The sequence below is a fragment of the Enterococcus sp. DIV1283b genome (genome assembly GCF_051710965.1).
Lineage (GTDB): Bacteria > Bacillota > Bacilli > Lactobacillales > Enterococcaceae > Enterococcus_B > Enterococcus_B lactis.
Genome location: NZ_JBIOLR010000001.1, coordinates 51,125 through 76,099, shown reverse-complemented (window position 1 = coordinate 76,099; position 24,975 = coordinate 51,125). Strand labels below are relative to the sequence as shown.

At 37.5% G+C, this 24,975-nt stretch carries 21 protein-coding genes; 6 read left to right on the top strand and 15 right to left on the bottom strand.

All coding sequences use genetic code 11. The features are described from left to right. The first annotated feature begins 369 nt into the window (after positions 1-369). Positions 370-1,233: a carbohydrate binding domain-containing protein gene (locus tag IGJ53_RS00345; RefSeq protein ID WP_010731717.1), complete on the top strand. Its 864-nt coding sequence runs from the start codon at positions 370-372 to the stop codon at positions 1,231-1,233. Positions 1,234-1,616: 383 nt separating this feature from the next. On the opposite strand, the gene deoD is transcribed toward IGJ53_RS00345, so the two are convergent. The 12 genes from deoD to IGJ53_RS00285 all read right to left on the bottom strand — a co-directional run bounded on the left by deoD (position 1,617) and on the right by IGJ53_RS00285 (position 13,949). Next, complete coding sequence (gene deoD / locus IGJ53_RS00340) at positions 1,617-2,324, bottom strand: purine-nucleoside phosphorylase (RefSeq protein WP_002291121.1); 708 nt, start codon at positions 2,322-2,324, stop codon at positions 1,617-1,619. 16 nt (positions 2,325-2,340) lie between these two features. After that, positions 2,341-3,159 (bottom strand): purine-nucleoside phosphorylase, encoded by an 819-nt coding sequence (locus IGJ53_RS00335; RefSeq protein ID WP_010731716.1) that lies wholly within the window; start codon positions 3,157-3,159, stop codon positions 2,341-2,343. A gap of 24 nt (positions 3,160-3,183) precedes the next feature. Next, entirely contained in the window at positions 3,184-4,350 is a 1,167-nt protein-coding gene (gene deoB / locus IGJ53_RS00330) for a phosphopentomutase (protein ID WP_259741608.1), read from the bottom strand. A 98-nt stretch (positions 4,351-4,448) separates the two neighbouring features. Beyond that, entirely contained in the window at positions 4,449-5,405 is a 957-nt protein-coding gene (locus tag IGJ53_RS00325) for an ABC transporter permease (protein ID WP_002309847.1), read from the bottom strand. Beyond that, positions 5,405-6,538: an ABC transporter permease gene (locus IGJ53_RS00320; protein ID WP_010731714.1), complete on the bottom strand. Its 1,134-nt coding sequence runs from the start codon at positions 6,536-6,538 to the stop codon at positions 5,405-5,407. The genes IGJ53_RS00325 and IGJ53_RS00320 overlap by 1 nt, the downstream gene beginning before the upstream one ends. After that, a complete protein-coding gene (locus tag IGJ53_RS00315) occupies positions 6,531-8,093 on the bottom strand; it encodes an ABC transporter ATP-binding protein (protein ID WP_002291113.1) in 1,563 nt (520 codons plus the stop codon). Before IGJ53_RS00315 ends, IGJ53_RS00320 begins: the two co-directional genes overlap by 8 nt. Positions 8,094-8,304: 211 nt before the next feature. Continuing rightward, entirely contained in the window at positions 8,305-9,387 is a 1,083-nt protein-coding gene (locus tag IGJ53_RS00310) for a BMP family lipoprotein (RefSeq protein ID WP_010731713.1), read from the bottom strand. A gap of 65 nt (positions 9,388-9,452) precedes the next feature. Further along, on the bottom strand, positions 9,453-9,851 hold the full coding sequence (locus tag IGJ53_RS00305) for a cytidine deaminase (RefSeq protein WP_010731712.1): 399 nt from the start codon (positions 9,849-9,851) through the stop codon (positions 9,453-9,455). A gap of 18 nt (positions 9,852-9,869) precedes the next feature. Next, the gene (deoC, locus tag IGJ53_RS00300; protein ID WP_259741610.1) at positions 9,870-10,532 is read right to left on the bottom strand and encodes a deoxyribose-phosphate aldolase; all 663 of its coding nucleotides are present in this window, start codon (positions 10,530-10,532) and stop codon (positions 9,870-9,872) included. Positions 10,533-10,578: 46 nt separating this feature from the next. Next, entirely contained in the window at positions 10,579-11,880 is a 1,302-nt protein-coding gene (locus tag IGJ53_RS00295; RefSeq protein ID WP_002312334.1) for a pyrimidine-nucleoside phosphorylase, read from the bottom strand. 140 nt (positions 11,881-12,020) lie between these two features. Beyond that, on the bottom strand, positions 12,021-13,037 hold the full coding sequence (locus tag IGJ53_RS00290; protein ID WP_002291103.1) for a LacI family DNA-binding transcriptional regulator: 1,017 nt from the start codon (positions 13,035-13,037) through the stop codon (positions 12,021-12,023). Positions 13,038-13,343: 306 nt separating this feature from the next. Beyond that, on the bottom strand, positions 13,344-13,949 hold the full coding sequence (locus tag IGJ53_RS00285) for a class I SAM-dependent methyltransferase (RefSeq protein WP_010731711.1): 606 nt from the start codon (positions 13,947-13,949) through the stop codon (positions 13,344-13,346). A 195-nt stretch (positions 13,950-14,144) separates the two neighbouring features. On the opposite strand from IGJ53_RS00285, the gene coaA reads away from it, so the two are divergent. Both coaA and guaA read left to right on the top strand, forming a co-directional pair. Beyond that, a complete protein-coding gene (gene coaA, locus IGJ53_RS00280; RefSeq protein WP_002288627.1) occupies positions 14,145-15,068 on the top strand; it encodes a type I pantothenate kinase in 924 nt (307 codons plus the stop codon). Positions 15,069-15,126: 58 nt separating this feature from the next. Continuing rightward, positions 15,127-16,692 (top strand): glutamine-hydrolyzing GMP synthase, encoded by a 1,566-nt coding sequence (guaA, locus tag IGJ53_RS00275; protein ID WP_002298578.1) that lies wholly within the window; start codon positions 15,127-15,129, stop codon positions 16,690-16,692. 429 nt (positions 16,693-17,121) lie between these two features. Here guaA and IGJ53_RS00270 read toward each other — a convergent pair whose 3' ends face one another. Beyond that, positions 17,122-18,996 (bottom strand): MucBP domain-containing protein, encoded by a 1,875-nt coding sequence (locus IGJ53_RS00270; protein ID WP_438749304.1) that lies wholly within the window; start codon positions 18,994-18,996, stop codon positions 17,122-17,124. Between the two features lie 118 nt (positions 18,997-19,114). After that, on the bottom strand, positions 19,115-19,246 hold the full coding sequence (locus IGJ53_RS00265; protein WP_256926088.1) for a hypothetical protein: 132 nt from the start codon (positions 19,244-19,246) through the stop codon (positions 19,115-19,117). Positions 19,247-19,535: 289 nt separating this feature from the next. Between IGJ53_RS00265 and IGJ53_RS00260 the strand changes: the two genes are divergently transcribed. The 3 genes from IGJ53_RS00260 (at position 19,536) to IGJ53_RS00250 (ending at position 24,352) form a co-directional block, all read left to right on the top strand. Further along, positions 19,536-20,372 carry a helix-turn-helix domain-containing protein gene (locus IGJ53_RS00260; protein ID WP_010731708.1) on the top strand — a complete coding sequence of 279 codons (837 nt, stop codon included), beginning with the start codon at positions 19,536-19,538 and terminating at the stop codon, positions 20,370-20,372. Between the two features lie 1,200 nt (positions 20,373-21,572). Next, positions 21,573-23,687: an ABC transporter permease gene (locus IGJ53_RS00255; RefSeq protein WP_438749302.1), complete on the top strand. Its 2,115-nt coding sequence runs from the start codon at positions 21,573-21,575 to the stop codon at positions 23,685-23,687. Positions 23,688-23,689: 2 nt separating this feature from the next. Next, on the top strand, positions 23,690-24,352 hold the full coding sequence (locus IGJ53_RS00250) for an ATP-binding cassette domain-containing protein (protein WP_010731706.1): 663 nt from the start codon (positions 23,690-23,692) through the stop codon (positions 24,350-24,352). Positions 24,353-24,678: 326 nt separating this feature from the next. Here IGJ53_RS00250 and IGJ53_RS00245 read toward each other — a convergent pair whose 3' ends face one another. Further along, on the bottom strand, positions 24,679-24,795 hold the full coding sequence (locus IGJ53_RS00245) for a putative metal homeostasis protein (RefSeq protein WP_002288644.1): 117 nt from the start codon (positions 24,793-24,795) through the stop codon (positions 24,679-24,681). Between the last annotated feature and the right edge of the window lie 180 nt (positions 24,796-24,975).

Below are 24,975 nucleotides of genomic sequence, written 5' to 3'. Positions count from 1 at the left end.
GGCGTAGCATTGAGAGAAAAAAGAATGTCTGACAATCATTCAGATGTGGAGCGAACATTTTTTGTAGAAACTTATTTAAATTTCATTCTTTTATCCTGTTTCTAAGAGGAAGTTTTCATTTTTATGAGCTATCACCACAACTCTCCATCTTTTCTTATGTTGCTAACAAATGAAATTTAGACAAAAGTCAACCTCATAAAACTATTTATTTTATCATTTTTTCCTAATAATAAATGTTATATAGAAAAAAGTGTTTACACGACCGCTATTTTCTCGGTTATGATTAATTTGTGAGATACAGACAGATTACACGGCTGCATCTTACAAACAAAATCAAAAAATAAAAAATAGAGAGCGAGGAGATACAAGATGATCAAAAATAATTTAAAAACAGTGATGGCAGCAGGTATGGTATTTTTAAGTTTAGGAGGATCCGTTTCGACATTCGCAACAAGTCTATCAACAACTGACTTTGTTAGTACAAGTAAACAGGCCATTGAGCAACAATTGTATATCCATAATGGTGACTTTAATGACGGGTTTGATCATTGGATCACTAGTGGCCAAGAGCCAAATAATCCCACACTTCAAACCGTTAATGGAAATAACTTTGCTTTAGCAAGAAATGGTGAAAATGTTCATCAATACGTGACATTAAAACCAAGTACCACGTATACATTTAGTTATGATGTTGCAGCAAGCGAATCAGCACCAGGACGTGTTGAATTAGGGATCATGAATCATGATGTCGGTTTTGATGTATTAGAGAGCAGTGAACATAATAATGAGAACTGGGAACGTGGCAAACTTACTTTTACGACTCCAGACGATGAAAATACATACCTTATACGATTTGCTTCTACATGGAATGGTTGGGCGAAATATGACAATATCCAAGTGGAAACAGGCGTAACAGAAACAAACTTGTTGTCTGTAGGGCTAGAAGGCTCTCGAGCATTTGCTTATTTAACATTGACACCTGAACGTTTTTACAGTCAAGAAAGATTGGTCGTTTACATTGATGGAAGATATCATTTTGAAACATTTGACGGCAGAACATTCTATAGCTTTACAAGAACAGTTGATAGTAATATTCAAATACGTCGAGCATTTCCTGGAAAAGCAGGACAGCGAGTAGAAGTATATCGCCTACCAGGACGTCCTGGATCAAGCCCCTCACTTGAGCACGCTGTATTATTCGAAACACTTATTATTGATGCAGACTTGATTTAAGTTGAATTTTTCATTCTTCAAGCATCATCACATGAGCAATTGAATGATTAAGGTATTCATTTAGACGAAACCACCAACAGGATATGACTCATTTGTCACATCCTGTTGGTAGCCTAGTTCGGAACAGAAAGAGCGTAACTCGCTTCTTTCTGTTCTTTTTTATTTGATTAAGATTGTGCCATTCGTCTGCAATTTAAAAGGAATGTCGATTCACATTTTAGACATTCAAATGGTTGACTTTAGGAGGACTCTCGAAGTAACTGAAGCAACGGTTGTCATTGATTTCAGGTTATGTGAGACAGTTTCTGCAAAAAAATGTGACTGCCAAATTTCTATTAATAGAAGTTTAGGCAGTCACACTTTCTTGCTATTTAGCTATTACTTTACCCTTGAATCGCCGTTTCCAATCCTACTTCGATCATTTCATTGAACGTCGATTGACGTTCTGCAGCTGTTGTTTCTTCCCCAGTAATCAAATGGTCGCTAACGGTCATCAAACTTAATGTCTGCACATGGTATTTCGCGCCTAAGTAATAAAGAGCCGCTGCTTCCATTTCCACTCCTAAGACGCCAAGTTCAGCTAATTGGAATGTCTCTGTCAAATCATCTTTGTAGAAAGAATCTTCCGAAAGGACATTTCCTACATGAACCGTATAGCCCTTTTCTTTAGCTATCTCATATGCTTTCAGTAATAGATTGAAATCACTGATCGGTGGAAAATGAAAGGCTTGGAAATTTTTTTCGATCATCGAAGAGCTAGTCGCTGCGCCTTGCGCTAGTACCAAATCACGAACATGGACATCTTTTGACAATGCCCCGCATGTACCTACTCGGATCAATTTCTTTACGCCATATGACTGGATCAATTCATGGGCATAGATGGTGGCTGATGGCATCCCCATCCCTGTTCCTTGAACAGAAATACGTTCTCCTTTATATTTGCCGGTAAAGCCTAACATGCCGCGGACCTGATTGTAACAAACTGGTTCTTCTAAAAAAGTCTCCGCAATATATTTAGCTCGCAAAGGGTCTCCCGGAAGTAAAATCTTATCGGCGATCTCGCCTTCTTTCGCTTCGATATGCACACTCATTTTATTGTTCCTCCTATTACAATAGTGTCAATGTTTCTTTAACCAATGCTTTAAAAGATTGTTTGACTCTCTGAGTTGTTTCTACAACTTCTTCATGGCTCAGATTCGCTTGCATGCCTGCTGCTAAGTTGGTAATACAAGAGATTCCTAACACTTTTAATCCGCTGTGAGCTGCTACGATGACTTCTGGAACAGTTGACATCCCTACTGCATCGGCTCCTATTGTCCGAGACATCCGAATCTCAGCAGGCGTTTCATAAGTTGGGCCAGAATAGCCCATATATACGCCTTCTTTAAGATCCAAACCTAGTTTTTCTGCAGCTGCTTTTGCTGTTGCTTGATAGTCAGGCGTATAAGCTTGACTCATATCTGGGAATCTAGGACCCATGTCATCTTCATTCGGGCCGATCAAAGGATTTTCACCAGTAAAATTGATGTGATCGGTAATCAGCATCAAATCTCCCGGTACGAAGGATTCGTTGACACCGCCACATGCGTTGGTCACAATGACTGAATGGGCACCTAGTCCGGCCATCACACGTACTGGATAGGTCACTGTTTGCATGGAATGACCTTCATAGTAGTGGAATCTTCCTTGCATGGCTAACACTTTCTTGCCTGCTAGAGATCCGTAAACTAGCTGTCCTGCATGTCCAACTACTGTCGAAACAGGAAAGAACGGGATCTCATCATAAGAAATCATTACAGCATCTTCGATTTCATCTGCTAATTCACCTAACCCTGAACCTAGGATCAAACCAAAATCAATTTCTTTTACTCCTTTATCAAGGATAAACTGGGTCGTTTCTTGTAACATCTCGCTTAACTTGGTCATTTGCTTTCTCCTATTTTAAAAAGATTATTTTAATAATTTTAAGAAGCTTTCGCCATTTTCAGTCGAAGAAACACTAAAGTTCTCAGCAATCGTTGCGGAGATATCGGAATAATATCCTTGAGGCAACGCCCCTTGTTCTTTCATTTTTTTACTGTAAACCAATAACGGTACATATTCTCGTGTATGATCAGTACCAGTAAATGTCGGATCGTTTCCGTGATCGGCTGTAATCATTAGCAAGTCGTCTTCTTCCATAGCTTCAAGCAGTTCTGGGATCCGCAAGTCAAATTCTTCAATCGCATGCGCATAACCGACTACATCCCGGCGATGACCGTATAATGCATCAAAATCTACTAAATTGGTAAAGCTGATACCTATAAACTCTTTTTTCATAACGTTCAGCAACTGGTCGACGCCATCCATATTACTTTTCGTGCGGACAGATTCAGTGATTCCTTGTCCATTGAAAATATCGTTGATCTTTCCAACAGCAATCACGTCTTTTCCTGCTTCTTTCAAAGAATCGAGGACGGTGTGTCCGAATGGATCCAACGCATAATCATGACGATTGCTTGTTCGTGTGAAGTCTCCTGGATCTCCCACGTATGGACGTGCAATGATTCGACCGATCATGTACGGGTCATTTTTTGTTATATCACGAACGAATTGGCAAATCCGGTATAGTTCTTCTAAAGGAATGATTTCTTCATGTGCCGCGATCTGAAGGACAGGATCGGCAGAAGTATATACGATTAAATCGCCTGTTTTCATTTGGTGTTCACCGTAATCGTCAATAACAGCCGTTCCGCTATATGGTTTGTTGCATACGACTTTACGACCAGAAAACTCTTCGATTTGTTTGATCAGATCATCAGGGAACCCGTTCGGAAATACACGAAACGGCGTCTTGATATTCAATCCCATGATTTCCCAATGGCCTGTCATCGTATCTTTCCCTACAGAAACTTCTTCTAATTTCGTCGCATAGCCTTGATGATCTTTCACTGATTCCACACCTTCAAGAGGCCGAATCGTTCCCAAACCAAGCTGCTCTAAATGCGGAATATTCAATCCTGCTTCTTTTGCAATGTGTCCTAATGTATCAGAACCAACGTCACCGAACTTCTCGGCATCTGGTGCTTCTCCAATTCCTACTGAATCCATGACGATCAGATGTACGCGTTTAAACATGATTATTCCTTCTTTCTTTTTATTTTTATTACCTTTAAAACAAAAAGGGCGAGACGAAAAACACTTCCCGTAACCCACCCTTTTTATTCGCTAAAAGATTATTTTGATTTGATATAGTTCTTCCCGTTTGCTTTTGGTCCAGAAGCTTTCCCTAAGAAAACAACCAACACAATGATTGTCAGCAAATATGGAGCAATTTGCAGCAATACTGGTGGAATCGAAGAAATAACTGGTAATTGTGCACCGATGATACTCAAGCTTTGTGCAAAACCAAAGAACAGTGAGGCACCCATTGCGCCTAAAGGATTCCATTTACCAAAGATCATAGCAGCCATAGAGATGAAACCTTGTCCGACGATCGTACCAGCTGAAAAGTTACCGGAAATCGACTGAGCAAAAACAGCACCGCCCATACCGCCTAACAAACCTGAAATCAGCACGCCTGAATAACGCATAGCATATACATTGATACCTAATGTATCGGCAGCTTGAGGGTTTTCACCAACTGAACGGAGGCGTAAGCCGAATTTCGTCTTGAAGATGATCACCCAAGCAATGACAGCAATCAAAATTGCACAATAAGCAGGCAAGAATGTATTTTTGAAGAAAATTGGTCCAATGACCGGAATATCTGCTAAACCTGGGAAAGAGAAATATCCCAGATTCTGCGTGATGTTATCTGTTTGACCTTTCCCATACCATGCTTTGATCAAGAAAACACCTAAAGCTGGTGCCATCAGATTGATCACTGTACCGCTGATGATATGGTCAGCACGCAAGCTGACTGTTGCTACTGCGTGGATCAAAGAAAATAGGATACCCACGACGCCACCCACTAAAATAGCGATCCATGGCGTCATGGAACCAAGTGAGGGGCTCATCGTCAAGTTGAAAACGATGGAACTAAAAGCACCCATGACCATGATTCCTTCTAACCCTACGTTTACGATCCCGCTGCGTTCAGAAAACGTTCCGCCTAGTGACGTTAGAATTAGCGGTGTTGAATAAACCAGTGTTGAAGTAAGAATCAAGGCAATTAATTCGATAGTCGACATTATAGTTCGCCTCCTTCATGGTTTTGATTCGTTGGCTTCGCTTCGATTGTCGCAACGATTTCTTCTTGTTTTTTTCCTTGGAAGAACTTAGCCATGAAGAAACGAATCAAGAAATTGATCCCAACAAAGAAGATAATCAGAGCAATCGATACATTGACGATCTCAAACGGAACACCAGCTCCTGTCTGCATGCCAAGTCCGCCGATCTTCAAAATACTGAACAAAATCGCTGATAAAAGAATACCGATTGCTGATCCAGATCCAAGTAAGGAGACAGCCATTCCGTCAAATCCAATAGATAGTGAAGTTGTTTGAACGAAGAAGTTTTGATACGTTCCTAATCCTTCAACCACACCGCCAAGCCCTGCCAAAGCACCAGAAATGACCATCGACAAAACGATTGTACGTTTACTGCTCATCCCTGCATACTCAGAAGCAAAAGGATTCAAACCAACGGAACGGATCTCAAATCCTAAAGTCGTTTTCTTCATCAATAGCCAAACGAAAATAAGCGCGATGATTGCTAGAAACAAACCTGAGTTTACGCGAGAACCGCCAAAAGCTTGTGTTAACCAAGGTAACCGCAACGATGCATTTTGACTGATCATATTGGAAGAGTCCAAACTTGATCGGTAGCTTTCAGGCATCACTTCATGTAAAGCAAATGTGCTTACGTATAATAAGATATAGTTCATCATGATCGTTACGATCACTTCACTTGTTCCAAAAAATGCTCGTAGCAACCCAGGAACAGCCGCTGCCATCGCACCTGCTAAGGCACCTAGGATCACACACAATGGAAGCAAAACGACTTTTGGAAGATCTGGAAAAGCAAGTGCCACCCAGACACTGACGATCCATCCGCAAAGCGCTTGTCCAGAAAGCCCGATATTGAAGAACCCAGCTGAGTTAGCTACAGAAAACCCTAATGCTGTAAAAATCAACGGCGTTGCTTGCCTTAATGTTTCACCGATTCCTCTTTGCGAACCAAGAGCTGCATCTAACATAGAAGAATAACCTTGGATGGGCTGAAAACCAAAAGCAGCCATCAATATCGCGCCTAAGATCAATCCTAAAACAACTGAAAGTACAGGCACTAATAAATTACGGAATTTCTCGCTGCGATCATTCATGTGCGCCAGCCCCCTTTTCTAACTCTTTTCGTGCTTCTTCTAAGGTATAGCCCGCCATCAATAGACCTAATTCATTTTCAGATGTTTCTTTCGGATCAACGATCCCGACGATTTCTCCTTCATGGATAACAGCAATACGATCCGAAACATTTAAAATTTCTTCTAATTCGAAACTAATCAATAACACTGCTTTGTATTTGTCCCTTTGTTCGATCAGACGTTTATGAATAAATTCGATCGCACCTACATCCAGTCCACGAGTTGGATTTGCAACGATCAACAGATCAGGATCTCGGTCGACTTCCCGAGCGATGATTGCTTTTTGCTGATTTCCGCCTGATAAAGCTTTTGCAGGAACAAGTTCATTCGTTGTTCGAACATCATATTCTTCGATCAATTCTCTGGCATGTTCATTTATCACTGAATAATTCAGCATACCGTTTTTACTGTAAGGTTTTTGATGATACGTTTGCAGGGCAATGTTTTCAGACAATGTCATATCTAGGACTAACCCGTATTTATGACGGTCTTCTGGCACATGTCCTACACCATGTTCAGTGATCTTTCGAGGTTTTTTATTGGTGATGTCTTCCCCTTTTAGCTTGATATGTCCGCTTTCTGCCTTTCGCAAACCAGTTAAAGCTTGGATCAACTCCGACTGCCCGTTTCCATCGATTCCAGCGATACCAAGTACTTCACCAGCACGAACCTCTAAGTTCAGGTTTTTCACGGCTTCTAATCCACGATTTTCTTTCACCACTAGATTTTCAATAGACAAAACGACTTCTTGAGGCTTCGCTTCTTTTTTCATCGTTTTGAATGAAACCGTTCTTCCGACCATCATATCAGCTAATTGCTGTGAGGTAACGTCTTTAACGTTGACTGTACCGATTCCTTTTCCACGGCGGATAACTGTACAGCGGTCAGCTACTGCTTTGATTTCATCTAACTTATGCGTAATCAAAATGATTGACTTGCCTTCTTTGACTAATTCCTTCATGATCACGATTAATTCATCAATTTCCTGAGGGGTCAATACAGCTGTCGGCTCATCAAAAATCAGTACATCTGCTCCTCGGTAAAGTGTTTTTAAAATTTCTACCCGTTGTTCCATCCCAACTGAAATATCACGAACATAAGCATCTGGGTTGACTGATAATCCATATTGTTCAGAAACTTTTTGGATCTCTTTTCGCGCTTTTTTATGGTCAAGCATCCCTGCACGACTAGGTTCGCTTCCCAACACGATGTTTTCTGTTACAGTAAAGGCATCAACAAGCATAAAGTGCTGATGGACCATCCCAATCCCTAATTGATTGGCTTTTGTCGGGCTTGTGATCTGTACTTCTTTCCCACGCATCAAAATTTTCCCTGATGTCGGCTCTAATAATCCGGAAAGCACGTTCATCAATGTAGATTTGCCAGCACCGTTTTCTCCAAGCAACGCATGAATCTCTCCTGCCTTTACTTGTAAATTGATGTTGTCATTTGCCTTGAATGTTCCAAATTCTTTGGTAATATTCTGCATTTCTATGACAATATTTTCTTGAACCACCTTTTTTTCACATCCTAACGATTTCTATCTAGGGCAACGATTGACTAAGATTCACGCTTAGTGAGCGTTCTTCTTTTGAAACAAACATTACTTCAGGGAGTTGTTCCCTTATCCAAACTGTCTCAAGGCAGCTTGGATAAATGAACAATTCTTGTTCTAATCAAACCATAGCCTTGTCAAACATGTGTCTAACAAGGCTATAGAAATGGTTTTAGTTTTCTTCAGGAGTTTCTGGAACTTTTACGTCACCTGAAATGATTTTTTCTTTTGCTTCATCCACTGCTTTTTTCGCTTCGTCAGAAAGTTGTCCTTCTGTTAGACCAACACCGTCTTCTTTCAATCCATAAACAGTGTGTTCACCACCAGGGAATTTACCGTCAGCTGATTTTTGTGCCAAATCTTCTACTACTGTTCCAACTGCTTTCAGTGTAGATGTCAATGTGAAGTTTTTCTTTTCGCCGTTCAATGTGTATTCGCCTTCGTCTGATTGGTCGCGGTCAACACCGATAACCCAAACTTTTTTGTCGCCTGATTCGTTCAATGATTTTGCTTCTTGGAATACACCGTTACCTGTACCACCTGAAGCATGGAAGATGATATCTGCATTTTGTGCATACATACCTTGAGCAATTGAACGTCCTTTATCTGGAGCAGAGAAGTCACCAGCATATTGGTTCAATACTTTGATTTCTTTTCCTAGTTCTTTCGCACCTGCATCAACGCCGGCTTTGAATCCAGCATCAAAACGATCGATTACTTCACCTTTTACGCCGCCGATAAAGCCGACTACGTTCGTTTCAGTCGTGTAAGCTGCTGCAATCCCTGCAAGATAAGAAGCTTCGTTGTCTTTGAATGTTGCAGATACAACGTTATCTAATCCGTCAATCACATCATCGATGATAACGAAGTTCGTACCTGTATTGTTTGTTGCTTGTTCTTGGATCGCTGGTTTTAGTTTATAACCAATACCAAAAATCGTTTTGAATCCAGCATTCAATGCTTGGTCGATATTTGGGATATAATCTGATTCGTTTGAAGATTGGAAGTATTGGAAGCCATCATTGCCTCGTGAAAGACCTTGATCTTTCCCCCATTTTTGTAATCCTTCCCAAGCTGACTGGTTGAATGAACGGTCGTCTACACCACCTGTATCTGTGATCAATGCTGCAGTTGTTGCGTCTGATGAGCTTTTGCCACCGGATGAATCAGTAGAGCCGTTGTTGCCGCATGCACCTAAAAATAACCCTGCTGCTAGTGCGACAGCACCTAAACCAAATAATTTTGCTTTTTTCATTTCTGTAAAGCCTCCTAAAATAATTGTTTTATTTTTCAACAGTCAGCTGACTGAATGAACATGAGTTATAGATCTTTTTCAGTAAATGCATAAGGCAGTAGTTCTCGAACGGTCGTTGCCTTCGTCACACCATTGTCTCCCACTAGCGTAACCGGCATATCAGGGGCGCAGAACTCTGCCATTACTTGCCGACATGCACCACATGGAGAAATAGGATCAGGGGTGTGCCCTGCTACGACTAAATGGGTAAACGATCTTTCTCCTTCTGATACGGCTTTGAAGAAAGCTGTGCGCTCAGCACAATTCGTTAATCCAAATGATGCATTCTCGATGTTGATTCCTTGATAAGTCTTGCCTGATTCTGTTACGAGACAAGCACCTACCGGAAAATGGGAATAAGGAACGTATGCTTTATCTAACGCTTCAATAGCTGTGTTGATCCATTCTTGTTTGAGTTCTGCCATGAGTTTCTCCTTTGAAAATTAATAGCTTTCGCCAGTTGAACCAGATACGATTGCTACTCCTGCGCTTGTTCCGATTCTTGTAGCACCCGCTTCGATCATTGCCATTGCTTCTTCTTCGTTATGGATACCGCCAGAAGCTTTGACGCCCATTTCAGGTCCTACCGTTTCACGCATCAAGCGGACATCCTCTACCTTTGCACCACCCGTTGAGAAACCAGTTGATGTTTTGACAAAATCAGCGCCTGCAGCTTTTGCTAATTCGCATGCTCGGATGATTTCTTCTCTATCTAATAAAGATGTTTCGATGATCACTTTGACAAGTGCACGATCTTTTGCTGCTTCAACAACTGCTTCGATATCTTTTTGAACTTTTTGATCATCTTTTGATTTCAACGCACCGATATTGATGACCATATCGACTTCATCTGCACCGTTATCGATGGCATCTGTCGTTTCAAATGCTTTTGTCTCGGATGTGTTTGCTCCTAAAGGAAACCCAATCACTGTACATACAGCTACTGGTTCACCTTGTAATTGTTCTTTTGCTAGCGCAACCCATGCTGGATTGATGCAGACAGAGTAAAAATGATATTTTTTCGCTTCTTCGATAATTTGCATCACAGCTTCTTTAGATGCATCTGCTTTCAAAATAGTATGGTCGATCATTCGGTTTAGTTCCATTTCTTTTCCCCTTTTCTTTCAAACGGTAAAATCCGCTTTTTTCCTTTTATTCTGTGATAATGTCATGAATCAATGTTGGCTTCATTGCTGATTCGCCAATTTCAATATTTTTATATAATAATTCAATAACCGAAGAGATTTCTTCATCATTACTATAGATTGTCAATAATGACTCGCCCTTTGTCACAGTGTCCCCGATTTTTTTATGCAGTTTCAATCCAACGGCGTGATCAATATCGTCTTCTTTGGTTTTACGCCCAGCGCCTAGCATCATTGCAGCAATTCCTAATTCGTTTGCCACGATTTTTGACACGACTCCGCTTTGTTTAGCAGGAAGCTCCATTGTGTAACGTGCAGTCAAAATTCGTTCTGGTTGTTCCACGATCGTTGGGTCTCCCCCTTGATTTTGGATCATTTCTTTGAATTTTGCTAACGCTTTACCTGATTCCAGAGCTTCTTGAAGCAACGTTCTTGCTTCATCGATTGTTTTAGCTTTGCCAGCAAGAACAACCATTTGGCTTCCTAAGGCGTAGCACATTTCTACTAGATCTTCTGGACCATTTCCTTGTAATGTTTCGATTGCCTCGACAACTTCTAGACTATTTCCGATTGCTTCGCCAAGAGGTTCTGACATATCCGAGATTACCGCCACTGTTTCTCGGTTCGCTAGTTTGCCAATGCTTGTCATGGTTTTTGCCAGACGTCTTGCATCTTCGATATTCTTCATGAAAGCACCGTCTCCAGTGGTCACATCCAAAACGATTGCATCTGCTCCTGCCGCGATCTTTTTACTCATGATCGAACTGGCAATCAGCGGAAGAGAATCAACGGTCGCTGTGACGTCACGCAAAGCGTACAATTTTTTGTCCGCCGGTGCCAAGTTTCCTGATTGACCGATTACTGCTACTTTGCTTTCATTGACAATGCGCACGAATGCTTCATCCGAAAGCTCGATCTGAAATCCGGGAATTGCTTCTAGCTTGTCTAATGTGCCACCTGTGTAACCTAGACCGCGTCCAGACATTTTAGCCACTGTCACTCCGACACTAGCTACTAGGGGGGCTAAAATCAATGTGGTCGTGTCACCAACGCCACCTGTCGAATGCTTATCTACCTTTATTCCTTCAAGAGAACTCAAATCGATGACATCACCAGAATTAGCAATCGCCAATGTTAAGTTCGTGATTTCTTCATTTGTCATGTCTTGATAAAAAATTGCCATCAATAATGCACTGACTTGATAATCTGGAATCTTTCCATTCGTATAGTTTGTGACGATGTACTCGATTTCCTCTTTCGACAGCTCGTTTCCATCCCTCTTTTTTTCAATCAGATCCACCATTCGCATTGCCTGATCCTCCTTGTCTTCATTCGGTATTATACATTATTTTTAGGAAAGGTAAACCACTTTAGTAAACTGGTTTACTAAAAATAAAAAAAGCACTAACTCGCCTTTGTAAATGCTTACATAAGCAATATACCGCCGAGTTAGCCCTTTGTCAATACTTTTACGCTCTCACGAATAATTAATTTTGTTTCGAACACTTTGTTCGGAACTTTTCTTTGAGGAAATTCGATTGTATCGATCAGGAAACGCGCAGCATAAAATCCAATATCAAAACTTGGTTGCTGCACTGTCGTCAATTGCGGAATCATGTATTCTGAGAGCTTTAATCCATCGAATCCTATGACTGAGATATCTTCTGGGATTTTTTTGCCCAATTCATCTATCGCCTGATAGCATCCGATCGCCATGGCATCATTCCCACAAAAAATAGCCGTGATATCTTTATGTTTGAGTAATTTTTTTGATGCAGTATATCCACCTTGGACAGTCAACTCTCCATGTTCAACAAATTTCCCATTAAAAGGCAAGCCATGATCTTTCAGCGCATGACGATATCCGTTGAAACGTTCTTCTAGTTGATAGTATCCAGTGGTTTCCTTCAGCATGCCGATTTTCGTATGGCCGCTTTCAATAAATAGTGAAACGGCTTGATAGGCTCCCTCATATTCCTTTACGATAAGCCGTCCGTTATCCCGACGATTCAATCCGCGATCGATTAAAATAATCGGCATTTTTTGATAAAATCCGCTATCTAATGCGTATTTCTCAGGTAAAATATTTGGTGTTGCCAGCAAGATCCCGTCCACTGAGCGGTGGGAAAGCTCTTGTAAATACTTGATCTCATTTTCTTGGCTATGACGAGAATTGCATAACATGATCACATAGCCCAAAGGATTCAAATAGCTCTCTACACCTTCGATCAGTTTGGAGAAGAAGAAATCGGTGACATCAGGGACGATCATTCCTATGGTCTTTGAATGTCGATTGATTACATTTGAGGCGAAATAATCGGGTTTATAATGATGTTCATTCACGATCGACAACACTTTTTTTCTTGTCTTATCACTAAATCGGCTTCCTTTGTTATTCAAAATCTGTGAGACAGTTGTTACTGATACCCCTGCCATTTCTGCGATATCTCTGATGGTCAGCTTCACCCTAGTGGCTCCCTTCTATCTAAATTCCCTATCAGTGTACCAAAACCCCCAAGAAAAGAATAGAGAAAAAAAGAAAGTATGTTTTTGATAAAAATCTCCTTTATCTACCAACTTGGCAGCCTTCTATACAAGTTCTGTATCTTATTTATTTTATCGTAAAAAACAACTACTCTGTTCCTACTATTTCTTTTTGAAGAAAAAATAGTTCTTTGTTTTTAAAAACTTCTCAACAAAAAAAGAACTGATACGTACCCTTGCATGCACGCCCAGTTCCACTTTTTCGCCGCTCTATTATTTCTCAGCTAGTTATTCTTTCACACTTTTGATGATATAATATCCTTTATCTTTTGTGACGATTTCTGCATTGCCAAATGTTTCTTCCATCTTCTTTTGCGCACTCGGCGCTCCTTGTTTCTTCTGGATCACAATTGTCAGTGTACCGCCCTGCTTCAATCGAGGATATGCGCCTGTCAAGATTTCATGTACGACTTTTTTTCCAGCACGGATTGGCGGATTGCTGACGATAGCTGCATAGGTTTCTTCATGAAGTACTTCATAGATATTCGATTGATGGATGTCCACTTGTTCGATTTGATTACGCTTTGCGTTTCCTTGCGCTAGATTCACTGCTCGCTCATTAATGTCGACCATTTCAACAAACCGTTGTGTCGCAAATGCCAAAGCTAGCCCAATCGGTCCATACCCGCATCCCACATCTAAGATCTTTCCTTCATCAGGTAACTCTTCCCAATCAAAAGCATCAATCAGGACACGTGAACCATAATCCACTGTTTCACGTGAAAATACACCAGAATCAGTTACAAATTGAAAGGTTCTGCCTTTTAACTCAAAAGCCCATTGTTCAAAATCGTGCGCCGTATCTGGGCGTTCAGAATAGTAATGATTTGTCATGTCTTCCATCCTTCTCATTTCTTTCATGTCAACAGTCTATCCTTTTATGTATCCGTGCGCAAGTCAAGAATAAAACTCCTTTTCTTTCTATTATAAAGATTGTACAAAAAGATTGGCAATCTCTCTTAAGTGGTGGGGTTTGTGTTTATTTTGTGTTAAAATAGTTCCATTGATGGGAGAACGCAGGAGGCTAATATGAATGATCCAATGAACTACTACCGTGTGGCAAGAGAAGAATGGCGAGAATTTTATCGTAATGGGCAAGCACCTTTGACACAAGATGAACTAGATAATATCAAAAGTTTGAATGACCGCATTTCCATGCAGGATGTTCGAGATATCTACGTACCTCTTGCTCATCTGATATATCTATATATGAAAGAATTTGAATCTTTGTTCTTGAGTAAAGGTTTATTTCTTCATAAATATGTAGAAGTACCGCCTTTTATTATCGGGATTGCCGGAAGCGTAGCCGTTGGAAAAAGTACCACAGCCAGACTGCTGCAGACGATTTTGTCTCGTACCTTCAAACGAAGAAATGTTCAGCTGATCACGACTGATGGATTTCTTTATCCAAATCGTATATTAAAAGAGCGTGGAATCATGGATCGCAAAGGATTTCCTGAAAGTTATGATATGGAGATGCTGATCGACTTCTTGAATCGTGTAAAATCTGGTCAGGAAGAGATAAAAGTACCTGTTTACTCACATGATGTATATGATATCATTCCAGATAAGTACGAGCTGATCCAACAACCTGATATCTTGATCGTTGAGGGGATCAATACGCTTCAATTACCTGCGAATCAGCAAATATACGTCAGCGACTTTTTTGATTTTTCTGTCTATGTCGATGCTGATCCCGTGCTGATCGAAAAATGGTATTTGGATCGTTTTGGCGCGTTACTAGATACGGCTTTCCAAAATCCAGAGAATTATTATTATCGTTTTGCTATCGGAGATCGTGAAGAAGCCTTTAAAATGGCAAAAGATGTATGGAAAAATGTGAATTTGAAAAATTTACAGGAATATATCTTGCCTACACGAGGAAGAGCCGATATAATTCTCCATAAAACTGAAAATCATATCATCGATTCGATTTTCATGCGAAAATATTAGCATTTTAAAATAGTTTAACTATTTTGAGATAAAATTTAAAGGGATAGGGGTAATAAATTTGACAAACGTTGCCGATATGACGAACGTTGAAAAGATTATCGTATTAGACTACGGTAGTCAGTATAACCAATTGATCACAAGACGTATTCGTGATCTTGGAGTCTTTTCCGAATTATTGAGCCACCGCATTACTGCAGAAGAAGTAAAAGCGATGAATCCAAAGGGAATCATTCTTTCTGGCGGACCAAACAGTGTATATGATGAGAATGCATTTGGGATCGATCCTGAGATCTTCAATTTAGGTATTCCTGTATTAGGGATTTGCTATGGTATGCAATTGATCACGTACAAACTTGGCGGTTCCGTAGAGCCTGCTAAAAACCGCGAATATGGGAAAGCCTTGTTAGAAGTAACAAGCGATCAAGCTGTCTTGTTTAAAGAAACACCAAAACAACAAACAGTATGGATGAGCCATGGCGACTTGGTAACTAAAGTTCCTGAAGGCTTTGAAACAGTCGGAACAAGCAAAGATTGTCCGATTGCTTCTATCCAAGACACAACACGTAATTTTTACGGTATCCAATTCCATGCAGAAGTACGTCATTCCGAATACGGAATCGAATTGCTGCGCCACTTTGCCTTTGATGTTTGTCACTGTGAAGGTAACTGGACAATGGATAACTTTATCGATATGCAAGTAGAAAAAATCCGTGAACAAGTTGGTGACAAAAAAGTCTTGCTTGGTCTTTCAGGCGGCGTTGATTCTAGTGTCGTTGGGGTTCTTTTACAAAAAGCGATTGGTGACCAATTGACATCTATCTTTGTTGACCATGGTCTGCTACGCAAAGGCGAAGCGGAACAAGTAATGGAAAGTCTAGGCGGAAAATTCGGCTTGAACATCATCAAAGTCGATGCAAGAGATCGCTTCTTAGACAAGTTGAAAGGTGTATCTGACCCAGAACAAAAACGTAAAATCATTGGGAATGAATTCGTATATGTTTTTGATGACGAAGCAACAAAACTTGCTGGTGAAGAAGGCGTCTCTTTCCTAGCACAAGGAACGTTGTATACTGACGTTATCGAATCTGGTACAGAAACAGCACAAACGATCAAATCTCACCATAATGTAGGTGGACTGCCAGAAGATATGCAATTTGAATTGATCGAACCATTAAACACATTATTCAAAGACGAAGTCCGTGAATTAGGTACTCAATTAGGCATGCCTGATTCAATCGTTTGGCGTCAGCCATTCCCTGGCCCTGGTCTTGGTATTCGTGTTCTTGGCGAAATCACTGAAGACAAGCTAGAAATCGTACGCGAATCTGATGCTATCTTGCGTGAAGAAATCGCAGCTGCTGGACTTGACCGTGATATCTGGCAATATTTCACTGTTCTTCCAGGAATCCGCTCTGTCGGTGTTATGGGTGACGGACGTACTTACGACTACACAGTCGGTATCCGTGCGGTGACTTCAATCGACGGAATGACAGCTGATTTTGCCCGTATCCCATGGGAAGTCTTGCAAAAAATCTCTGTACGTATCGTAAACGAAGTAGCACATGTCAACCGTATCGTGTATGACATCACTTCTAAACCACCAGCAACAGTGGAGTGGGAATAATAAAAGAAAAACCGTGAATCCTTTGATAATTAAGGGATTCGCGGTTCTTTTTTCTTTCTCCATCAAACACTTCCTAAAAATTCAGTATGTGTTTATTACATAAAAACGATAGGCTAAAACTACATACTCCAAAAATAGTAATGCTCTTGTATATCTCTATTCTATTTTTAATTAACTTCAAGAAAACAGTTTTCGAAGATTATTTCTTGAATTTTTGGAAAACTTCGGCTTATCTCATAAGAAATTAGTGCTTATTAAACCTCTCCTTACTTTTATAAATAAAAAAACAAATTTTTAACAGAACTTAGATTTTTTGACGAGTTTGTAGACACAAAAGATAGCCAAATAATCAAATTATACTTGCAAAAAAGAGTGCCCAGAAAATTTTCATTTTCTGAACACCCTCTTTTCCTAAAAAAATACTATAGCTTATTCTCGTTTACTCTTTTTCCGCTCTCCAATCACTACTAAAGTAAACAGGACAAATAATAAGCCAATTCCAATCATTACTCTTTGACTTGATTTTTCTTCTCCTGTATTTGGTAACTTCCCATCAGAACTGTTTTCTCTATCTGTTGTCTCTCCACTTTGTTTGTTCTCTTTATCTTGATAATTATTTTCTGATACGTTCTCATCATTCTTTTCTTTCACATCTGTTTCGAGATTATTCTTTTCTTCATTTTCCAGTTGAGAAGCGTAAGTATACACTACTTCTTGTACTTCTTCACTAAAGAATCCTGATGCATTACTTGGCGTTTCAATCACATACCAGCCGGTAATTTCTTTTGCTTCACTCTCATACGGCAATCCGATTTTTCCACTTAAGATTTTTGGTTCTGACAATTGATTTCCTCGGGAATCCTGATACCTCACCGTCACTGGTGCTGCATCGCTCCTTTCATACACATAAGTCACTTCTTGCGCTTCTTCACTAAAGATTCCTGATGCATTACTTGGCGTTTCAATCACATACCAGCCGGTAATTTCTTTTGCTTCACTCTCATACGGCAATCCGATTTTTCCGCTTAAGATTTTTGGTTCTGACAATTGATTTCCTTGGGAATCCTGATACCTCACCGTCACTGGTGCTGCATCGCTGCGCTCATATACATACACTACTTCTTGGGTATCTTCGCTGAAGGTTCCCGTCGCATCACCTTGAACTTCTTTTAGAGTATACCCGTCTATTTCTAACTTATACTCTGGTGTTGTTGCATCAAAAGATTCACCAATATTACCGCTAATGTTTTGAGAAGGTTTCAATTCATTCCCTTCAGTATCAATATAACTCACTATGATATCTGCAGCGGCTTCTTGATGATTGATCAAGAATTGGTGCAAATAGGTTCCTGAAGAAATGGCGTAAAAACTATAACCATCTGGTTGTGCATAAGATCCAGCAGGATTATTAAATCGTGCGTTATACTCCATTGTTTCAATACTTTCAAATTCACTTTGAGTAACCCCAGATACAGTAATCCCATCTTCAGTAATAGCTAGTCTTGAGGAAGGTACCTGTACACCATTCAAATCAAAGTACGTCTGACTAGTACTATTAGATGTTGTAAAAGGAGGCTGATACCCATCAAAATTTGTTAATCGATTGGGCATTAGTGAAAATGGTACAAAAAAAGATTGATTTTCCTGATCATACGTTAAATCTTTAGCTAATATCGAAGTTGGCTCATCTTTTCTTCCTACATTCTGGCCGTAAGCTGCTAAACTTTCTAATTTAGGAAACTCATTAATTACAGTAAAATCAGTAATCTGATTCGTTCCGCTCATGAAAAAAGAAGAAAGATTTGTAGCATATTCTAATCCAGTCAAATCTGCAATATTAGCATCACTAGAGTATATATATAGCGTTTCTAAATGACTGATTTTTTCTTTTGTGATTTCTGAGACTGATATACCAAGAGAATTGGCGACAACCGATTGTAATATTGGATCAGGTAACCACGATGAAAGGTCTTCTTCTGCTATCCTAACACTATTCGAGGCATCTACTTCCGATGATGCTGTAGCATTAGGTTGAATTCTTTCTTCAAAGTCGCTCGAGTCAGATACCTCTAAGGTCCTTTCGCTCGTCCCGTTTGTTGACTCCTTATTGTTCTCTGAAGAATCAATCGAATTACTTGGATCAGATAAAGAATCCGTTGTCTTTTCTATAGATTTTAAATCCTCATTGTTATATTGTTCTACTGTCTCTTTTTGTTCTTCAGCCCATACTTCTATCAAAGGCATTAAAACAAGGGAATTTAATAAGATAGCTAACGATAAAACACCAAAAATCTTTTTCTTCATTTAAATCTCCCTTCTTTAGTAACTCTATAGGTATTAAAGTAATCATCTATTCTTTATTTCACTCAAACTTTTATATCATATTTTTATCAAATCAAGCATGGCAAATAGCTCTTTTCTTCTATGTCTCAGTTTGTAATTGTCCCTGTTTGGTTTCTGGTTCATCTACTACATCTGCCATAGTCTGTACGGTTGGTAAAAGATTCCCAAATAATAGAATCATTGCGGCGAATGATTTTTTTGATTTTCTCATAATTCCCTCCTTTATTTCTCCTTGTTTTCACATGTTCATTTATATACAATATCATTTTTTTAAGACAATCGTTTAAAAGAAGTATTATAAGTCATTTTTATCAAAATCTTATATTTATTAATTTACTACTTCAAAAATATGGTTTAAAATCATTATGTTTATCTGTTATAGATATGGTAAGAAGCTCGGAGATCAATATTACAAAAAAATAACCTTGAAAAACCAATTAAACATAATTTAATTAGTTGGAAAAAAATTCACAAATAATTAATTTTTATAGGAGGTTATCATGGATCTAGGATTAACCATAAGAAAAATCAGAGTTGAAAAAGGGTTAACACAAAAAGAAGTTTGTAAAGGTATAGTTACTATGAGCTACTATAGCCGCATTGAAAGAAATATAAGTGAACCTACTATTTCAGTATTTCTAGAAATTTTACAACGATTGAACATCAGTTTTGATGAATTTATGTTTATACACCTAAATTACAAAGAATCTTCCAGCGATTTTTGGTGGTATAGATTGTCCGATCTTTATCATTCAGGAAATATCGAAGAGCTCCAAAAAATTAATACTATTTTAGAAACATCCTCTAACAAAAATGATTTACAATATATAGTACAACTTTGTATAACGCGCTTGAGAGGAAATATTCCTGAACCCAATGAGAATATGCCTATTGTAAATAAGTTGATGACCATGGATTTATGGACAAGCGAAGAGATAAAAATTTTCATATCGATAATGGATATACTGCCATTGGAAACTGTGACAGTTATAGTCAACAGAATACTTAAAAAAAGGACTCTTTATTCAAAATCAAAAGGATTCAATTCCCCTTATAATAAGATACTTATTAATTCCACTTTACTATGTATTGATGCCTCCCAATTTTCTAAAGCAAAAAAATATTTGATTGAGTATCAAAAATCTCTTGATACAAGAGATTTTTATGGTCGTGCCATGGCTGTATATTTAGAAGGGCTACTCTTAGTTATGACAGGGGATTCCACAATAGGGAAACAAAAAATAAACCGCTTTTTCGACATTTGTGAATCGTTAGATTTAAATCACTTTTCCAAAAAGTATAAAGATTATTTTGAGCGCCTTACCAATAAGAAATGATTGGCTTACAAATATACAATAGTAGGCGAATTCTTTATATTTTTTTACATTTTATTTCCTCATTGCTAAAAAGTAACGTAATTTTTACATCTCTATTTAAAAAGTTTAAACACTTTTTAAGTGCTAACTCAAAGCGCAAAAAAATGAAACAAAACACTAATCATACAGTTAAAAATTCCAACAAATCAGTGTTAAATTTTCTTACTTCCTAATAGGCCTATCGAGTGGGAATAATCAAAAATAGCCAACAAATTTTGATATGTCAATGTTTGTTGGCTGTTTGTTTTTTCATTATCACACTTTTATAACAGTTACAAAGTTTTTAAAAGATTTCATCAATTACTTTATACGTAATTTTAATTGATTTACTTTTGACAAAACATGAAAATTCCTTCAATAGTACTTCATAAGCGTTTTTTATATGTCCGCTTCTTTAGTCTTCTTTGTTCCTTACCAAATATTTCTTGCTAAATATTTAACAGTTCTGGACATGACTCAGTATGTGTTCTCAAATAATAAAAAATGAAACTTTTACAGTTAATACTAAATAACAATAATAATTTTAAACAAGGTAAGACATAATAAAAATATATTCGATAACTCTAGTATTACCTTAATCAACACAAACATTTTCCGATAGAAAAAATATTTTGAGCTAATTACTTGACATTTTATTTTTTACTATTGACAACCACTTTTGTAAACGCTATCTTTAATTGAAATAGCTTTATACTAAAAGGAGAAATAAATGAAAAAATAATTATTAGTACTTTATTAATTTCCGGAACAGCCATTGGAATAGTAGTACCTATTGCTAATGCTACACAGGACTCTTTATACTCTGGTGGGCAAGAAAATGTAGATGCATATACTACTGTAATTGAAACAAAAGATAATAAAAACGATAGTTCATCAAGATATGCTTCAAGTGCCGTTGGTGGTGGCTGGTGGCGTAGAGGTCAGAATGGCAACCGTAATATTTCTGAATACCAACACTATACAAAAGAGGGCCATGCCTCATGCGAGAAGGGAAACGGAACGTTTAATAGTGGTGGTTGGAAAGCGCCATATCAATGGAGTAACGCAAGTGTTGGCTGGACTCTTTTTGGTGGAAACAAAGCATATTATAACTTTCGTTAATTAAAACACAAAAAACCACGTATGAAGCTATCTGTTTAAGTAATTATCAAAGGAGATATTATGAAAAAATATGTTTACATAGGAATAATTGCCCAATTAATATTAACTGTTTTTATTTTCCTTTCAGTTATTAACCAATTAGAGTTAAATAAATTACTTTATAAAGATAAAGAAAAGATTACTATTCTAGTCGAATCTAATTCAATGTTAAGAGAACCTCAGCAACAAGCTGATTTTATTATTGAAACAGCAAACAACAATCAAATTGAAATCTTTAAATATATATTTTCTAGTGACTCCGATTTAAAAATATATACAAATCAAACAATGAAGAATGGATTTACTACTCTAGGGAATCCAAATGAAAGCAGTACAGATACTTTAAAATCTAGAAAAGATTTCGTTTGGACAAATTCAAAAATTGACCTAGAGCTAAAAAAGTTCGCCGACATTCCTGAAACAGGGATTTCAGGCGTCTATTATATTCAGGGAAACACTCAAAAACAGATCCACGCGTTTCTCAGAGATATCAATAAACTAGGAACTATACAAACCGATAACAATGATAGTTACAACCTAAATGTCCGCAAAGAGTTTTTCGACAAATATTTATTGATTTTAGTATGGTTTCTATTATTGGTGGTTAATTTAGCAATATTGATCCAATTTCTTATTAAACAAACTAAAAAAATCACTCTATTTAAACTATTTGGCTGGAGTATCCAAGATACTTTAAGTTCTTTTACAATTCCTATCATACGTGTACTTTTATTGAGTTTATCTACCGTCAGCCTTATTATTGTCCCATACTTTTTTATCCATTATAAAGGAATGCCATTTATAATTTCCTTTTTCTCTTTGTCATTATTGACCACTCTTTTACTCATTACGCTGTATTCTATCTGTATTTATCTATCTATTAAACTCATTTATCGCTCGAATCATCCCAATAATTTAAAAGGCAACAATTACAGCAGTTTTGGGATAGCCTTTAATCTATTCTGTAAATTAGCAGTTGCAACAACCATTATTATTTTAGGTACTTCATTATTAAAAGAGCAACAGGTATTGGTTCAGCACCAAAATCAAAATGTCTATTGGGAGAAAACAAAGAATATCTATGCCACACAATTAAGATTTATCACGAATGATCCAGATGAATATCGTCCTTACGAGAAAAATTTGAAAAATTTTTTTAACGAGGCAACAAATAAAAAAGGATTATTCCTAATAAACTCATCCAATTATGAAAAACTATCAAATGGAAAACCGCTCTATGAAATGAATACTCATAGTGATATTGAACAATTGACTTCTCCTGCTGGAAAATCGATCATTATCAATAAAAACTATTTCGCGCACAGCCCGATCATAGATACTCAAGGAAAATCTCCTATAGATAAAATAATCTATTCACCTAACCATTTGAATCTGTTAGTGCCAGACTTCTTGAATAAATTTGAAAAAGAAATTGAATCGCAATATCTGGAATATTTTTCTTTTTTGAGGCGAGCTACGAGCGCGTCTTCAGAACCGATAAATGCAAAAATAAACATCATATATGTGAAAAGTCATCAAAAATATTTTACGTATAATCCTCACATTGATAAAAGAGACTTTACTATAGTTGATCCAATCTCTATAGTAGATACAGGAAATCTAGATGCTAGTTTTTACGCAGCCTGGTTGACGACATCTTCTTTTGTTCAAACAGAAAAAAAGGATGGATTTAATTATTTATTACCGACCATTATCAAAACAAATACTTTACCAAGCATCCAGAATACTATTTCAATTTACAATTTCCGAGCTGAAGAATTGAATACAAAGAAAGCATTGATTTACACTATAAGAATTCTATTGATTTGTTTAACCGTAATCCAAATTTTTAATGTTTTTTCATCCTACCAATTAATCGTAGAAAAATATAGATATAGCTTGCATATTAAGAGACTTTTTGGATACTCTTTTATAAAACTCTTTACTCCAATAGTCATGCCAATTATCTTATTAGATATCATTCTTGTATCAGTATTATTCATCCTTTATAGAAACCAATATATTATTTTTATAATTACTTGCTGGAGCATTTTAGAATTACTTATCACTTTATTAACCATGTATTACTTAAGCACTTCTATTAACAAGCCAAGCATAGAAAAAAAAGGAGTTTAGAGATGATAGAGATAAAAAACGTTGGTATTTCATATGGAAAAAATAAAATTTTTGAACAATTCTCCTTAGCGATTAAAGATGGTGACTTTTTATGTATTTATGGAAAAAGCGGGAGTGGCAAAACAACTTTATTAAACTTGTTAGGCTTGCTGGAAAAACCTGATAGTGGAAAAATCATATTTGAAGGTGTAGAAAATCCTAGTGCTAAAGAAGTTCATTTATTACAAAAAGATAAGATTGGCTATATCTTTCAAAATTTCGGTTTAATAAACGATGAAAGTGTCGAAAGTAATCTACTTATAGCATTAAAAAACCAAAAAATGAATAAAAAAGTGAAAAAAGAAATGATGTTAAACAGTTTATTCGAAGTAGGTCTATCCAATGTTTTAGAGAAAAAGATTTATGAATTAAGCGGCGGAGAACAGCAGCGTATTGCGTTAGCTAGATTAATTTTAAAAAAACCTTCTTATATTTTTGCAGATGAACCTACAGGTAATCTTGATGAAAAAAATGCTGAATTAGTCTTTCGCATCATAAAAAAATTTAATGTCGAATATCATGCTACCGTTGTTTTTGTGACTCATGACAAAAAGTTTATAAACTTTACTAAAAATACGTTAGATTTAACTGTCCTAGATAAGCAAGAAAAAATTTTAACACATTAATACGTAGAAATAAGTAAATAAAATGATAATACTCTATAAAATCCATCGTATTCTAAACATATTATAATATGTTGCAAACCTTTAGATTAGCGAAATAATTCTATACGCTATCTTTTATTTTCAAGTGGGAATAAACAAAATAGAACTGTGACAAAAATCGTGTCGCAGTTCCTTTTTCCGAATAAACGGTGTTCCAGAAGTAACTTCTTCGGAAATAAGCCGAAATTACACAAAAATTTGAGAAGCAATTTTCGTCAATTCCTTCTTATTTCTTGAAGCTGACCACTTCTGTCACAACCTCATTTTTTTATTAAGTTTCCTTCTTCTTACCTTTTTCCACTATTTCGTTTCACATCTTTGATGATTTTCAACGCACGTTTTCGTGTTTTGATATTTGGGCTTTTCAAACGACGATATGCACTTGAGATATCTGTTTTTTCCATATAGACGACCCACTTTCTTCTTTGATTATAGTCATGTTCAAAATACAAATCGAAATAATTACGATTTGTATTTTGAATGGTATCAAATGTTAAAAAGAAAGTCAACCTGCTAAAACAAAGCTGTGGCAAAAGTCGTGTCGCAGTCCCTTTTTCCGAATGAATAGTGTTCCAAAAGGTGCT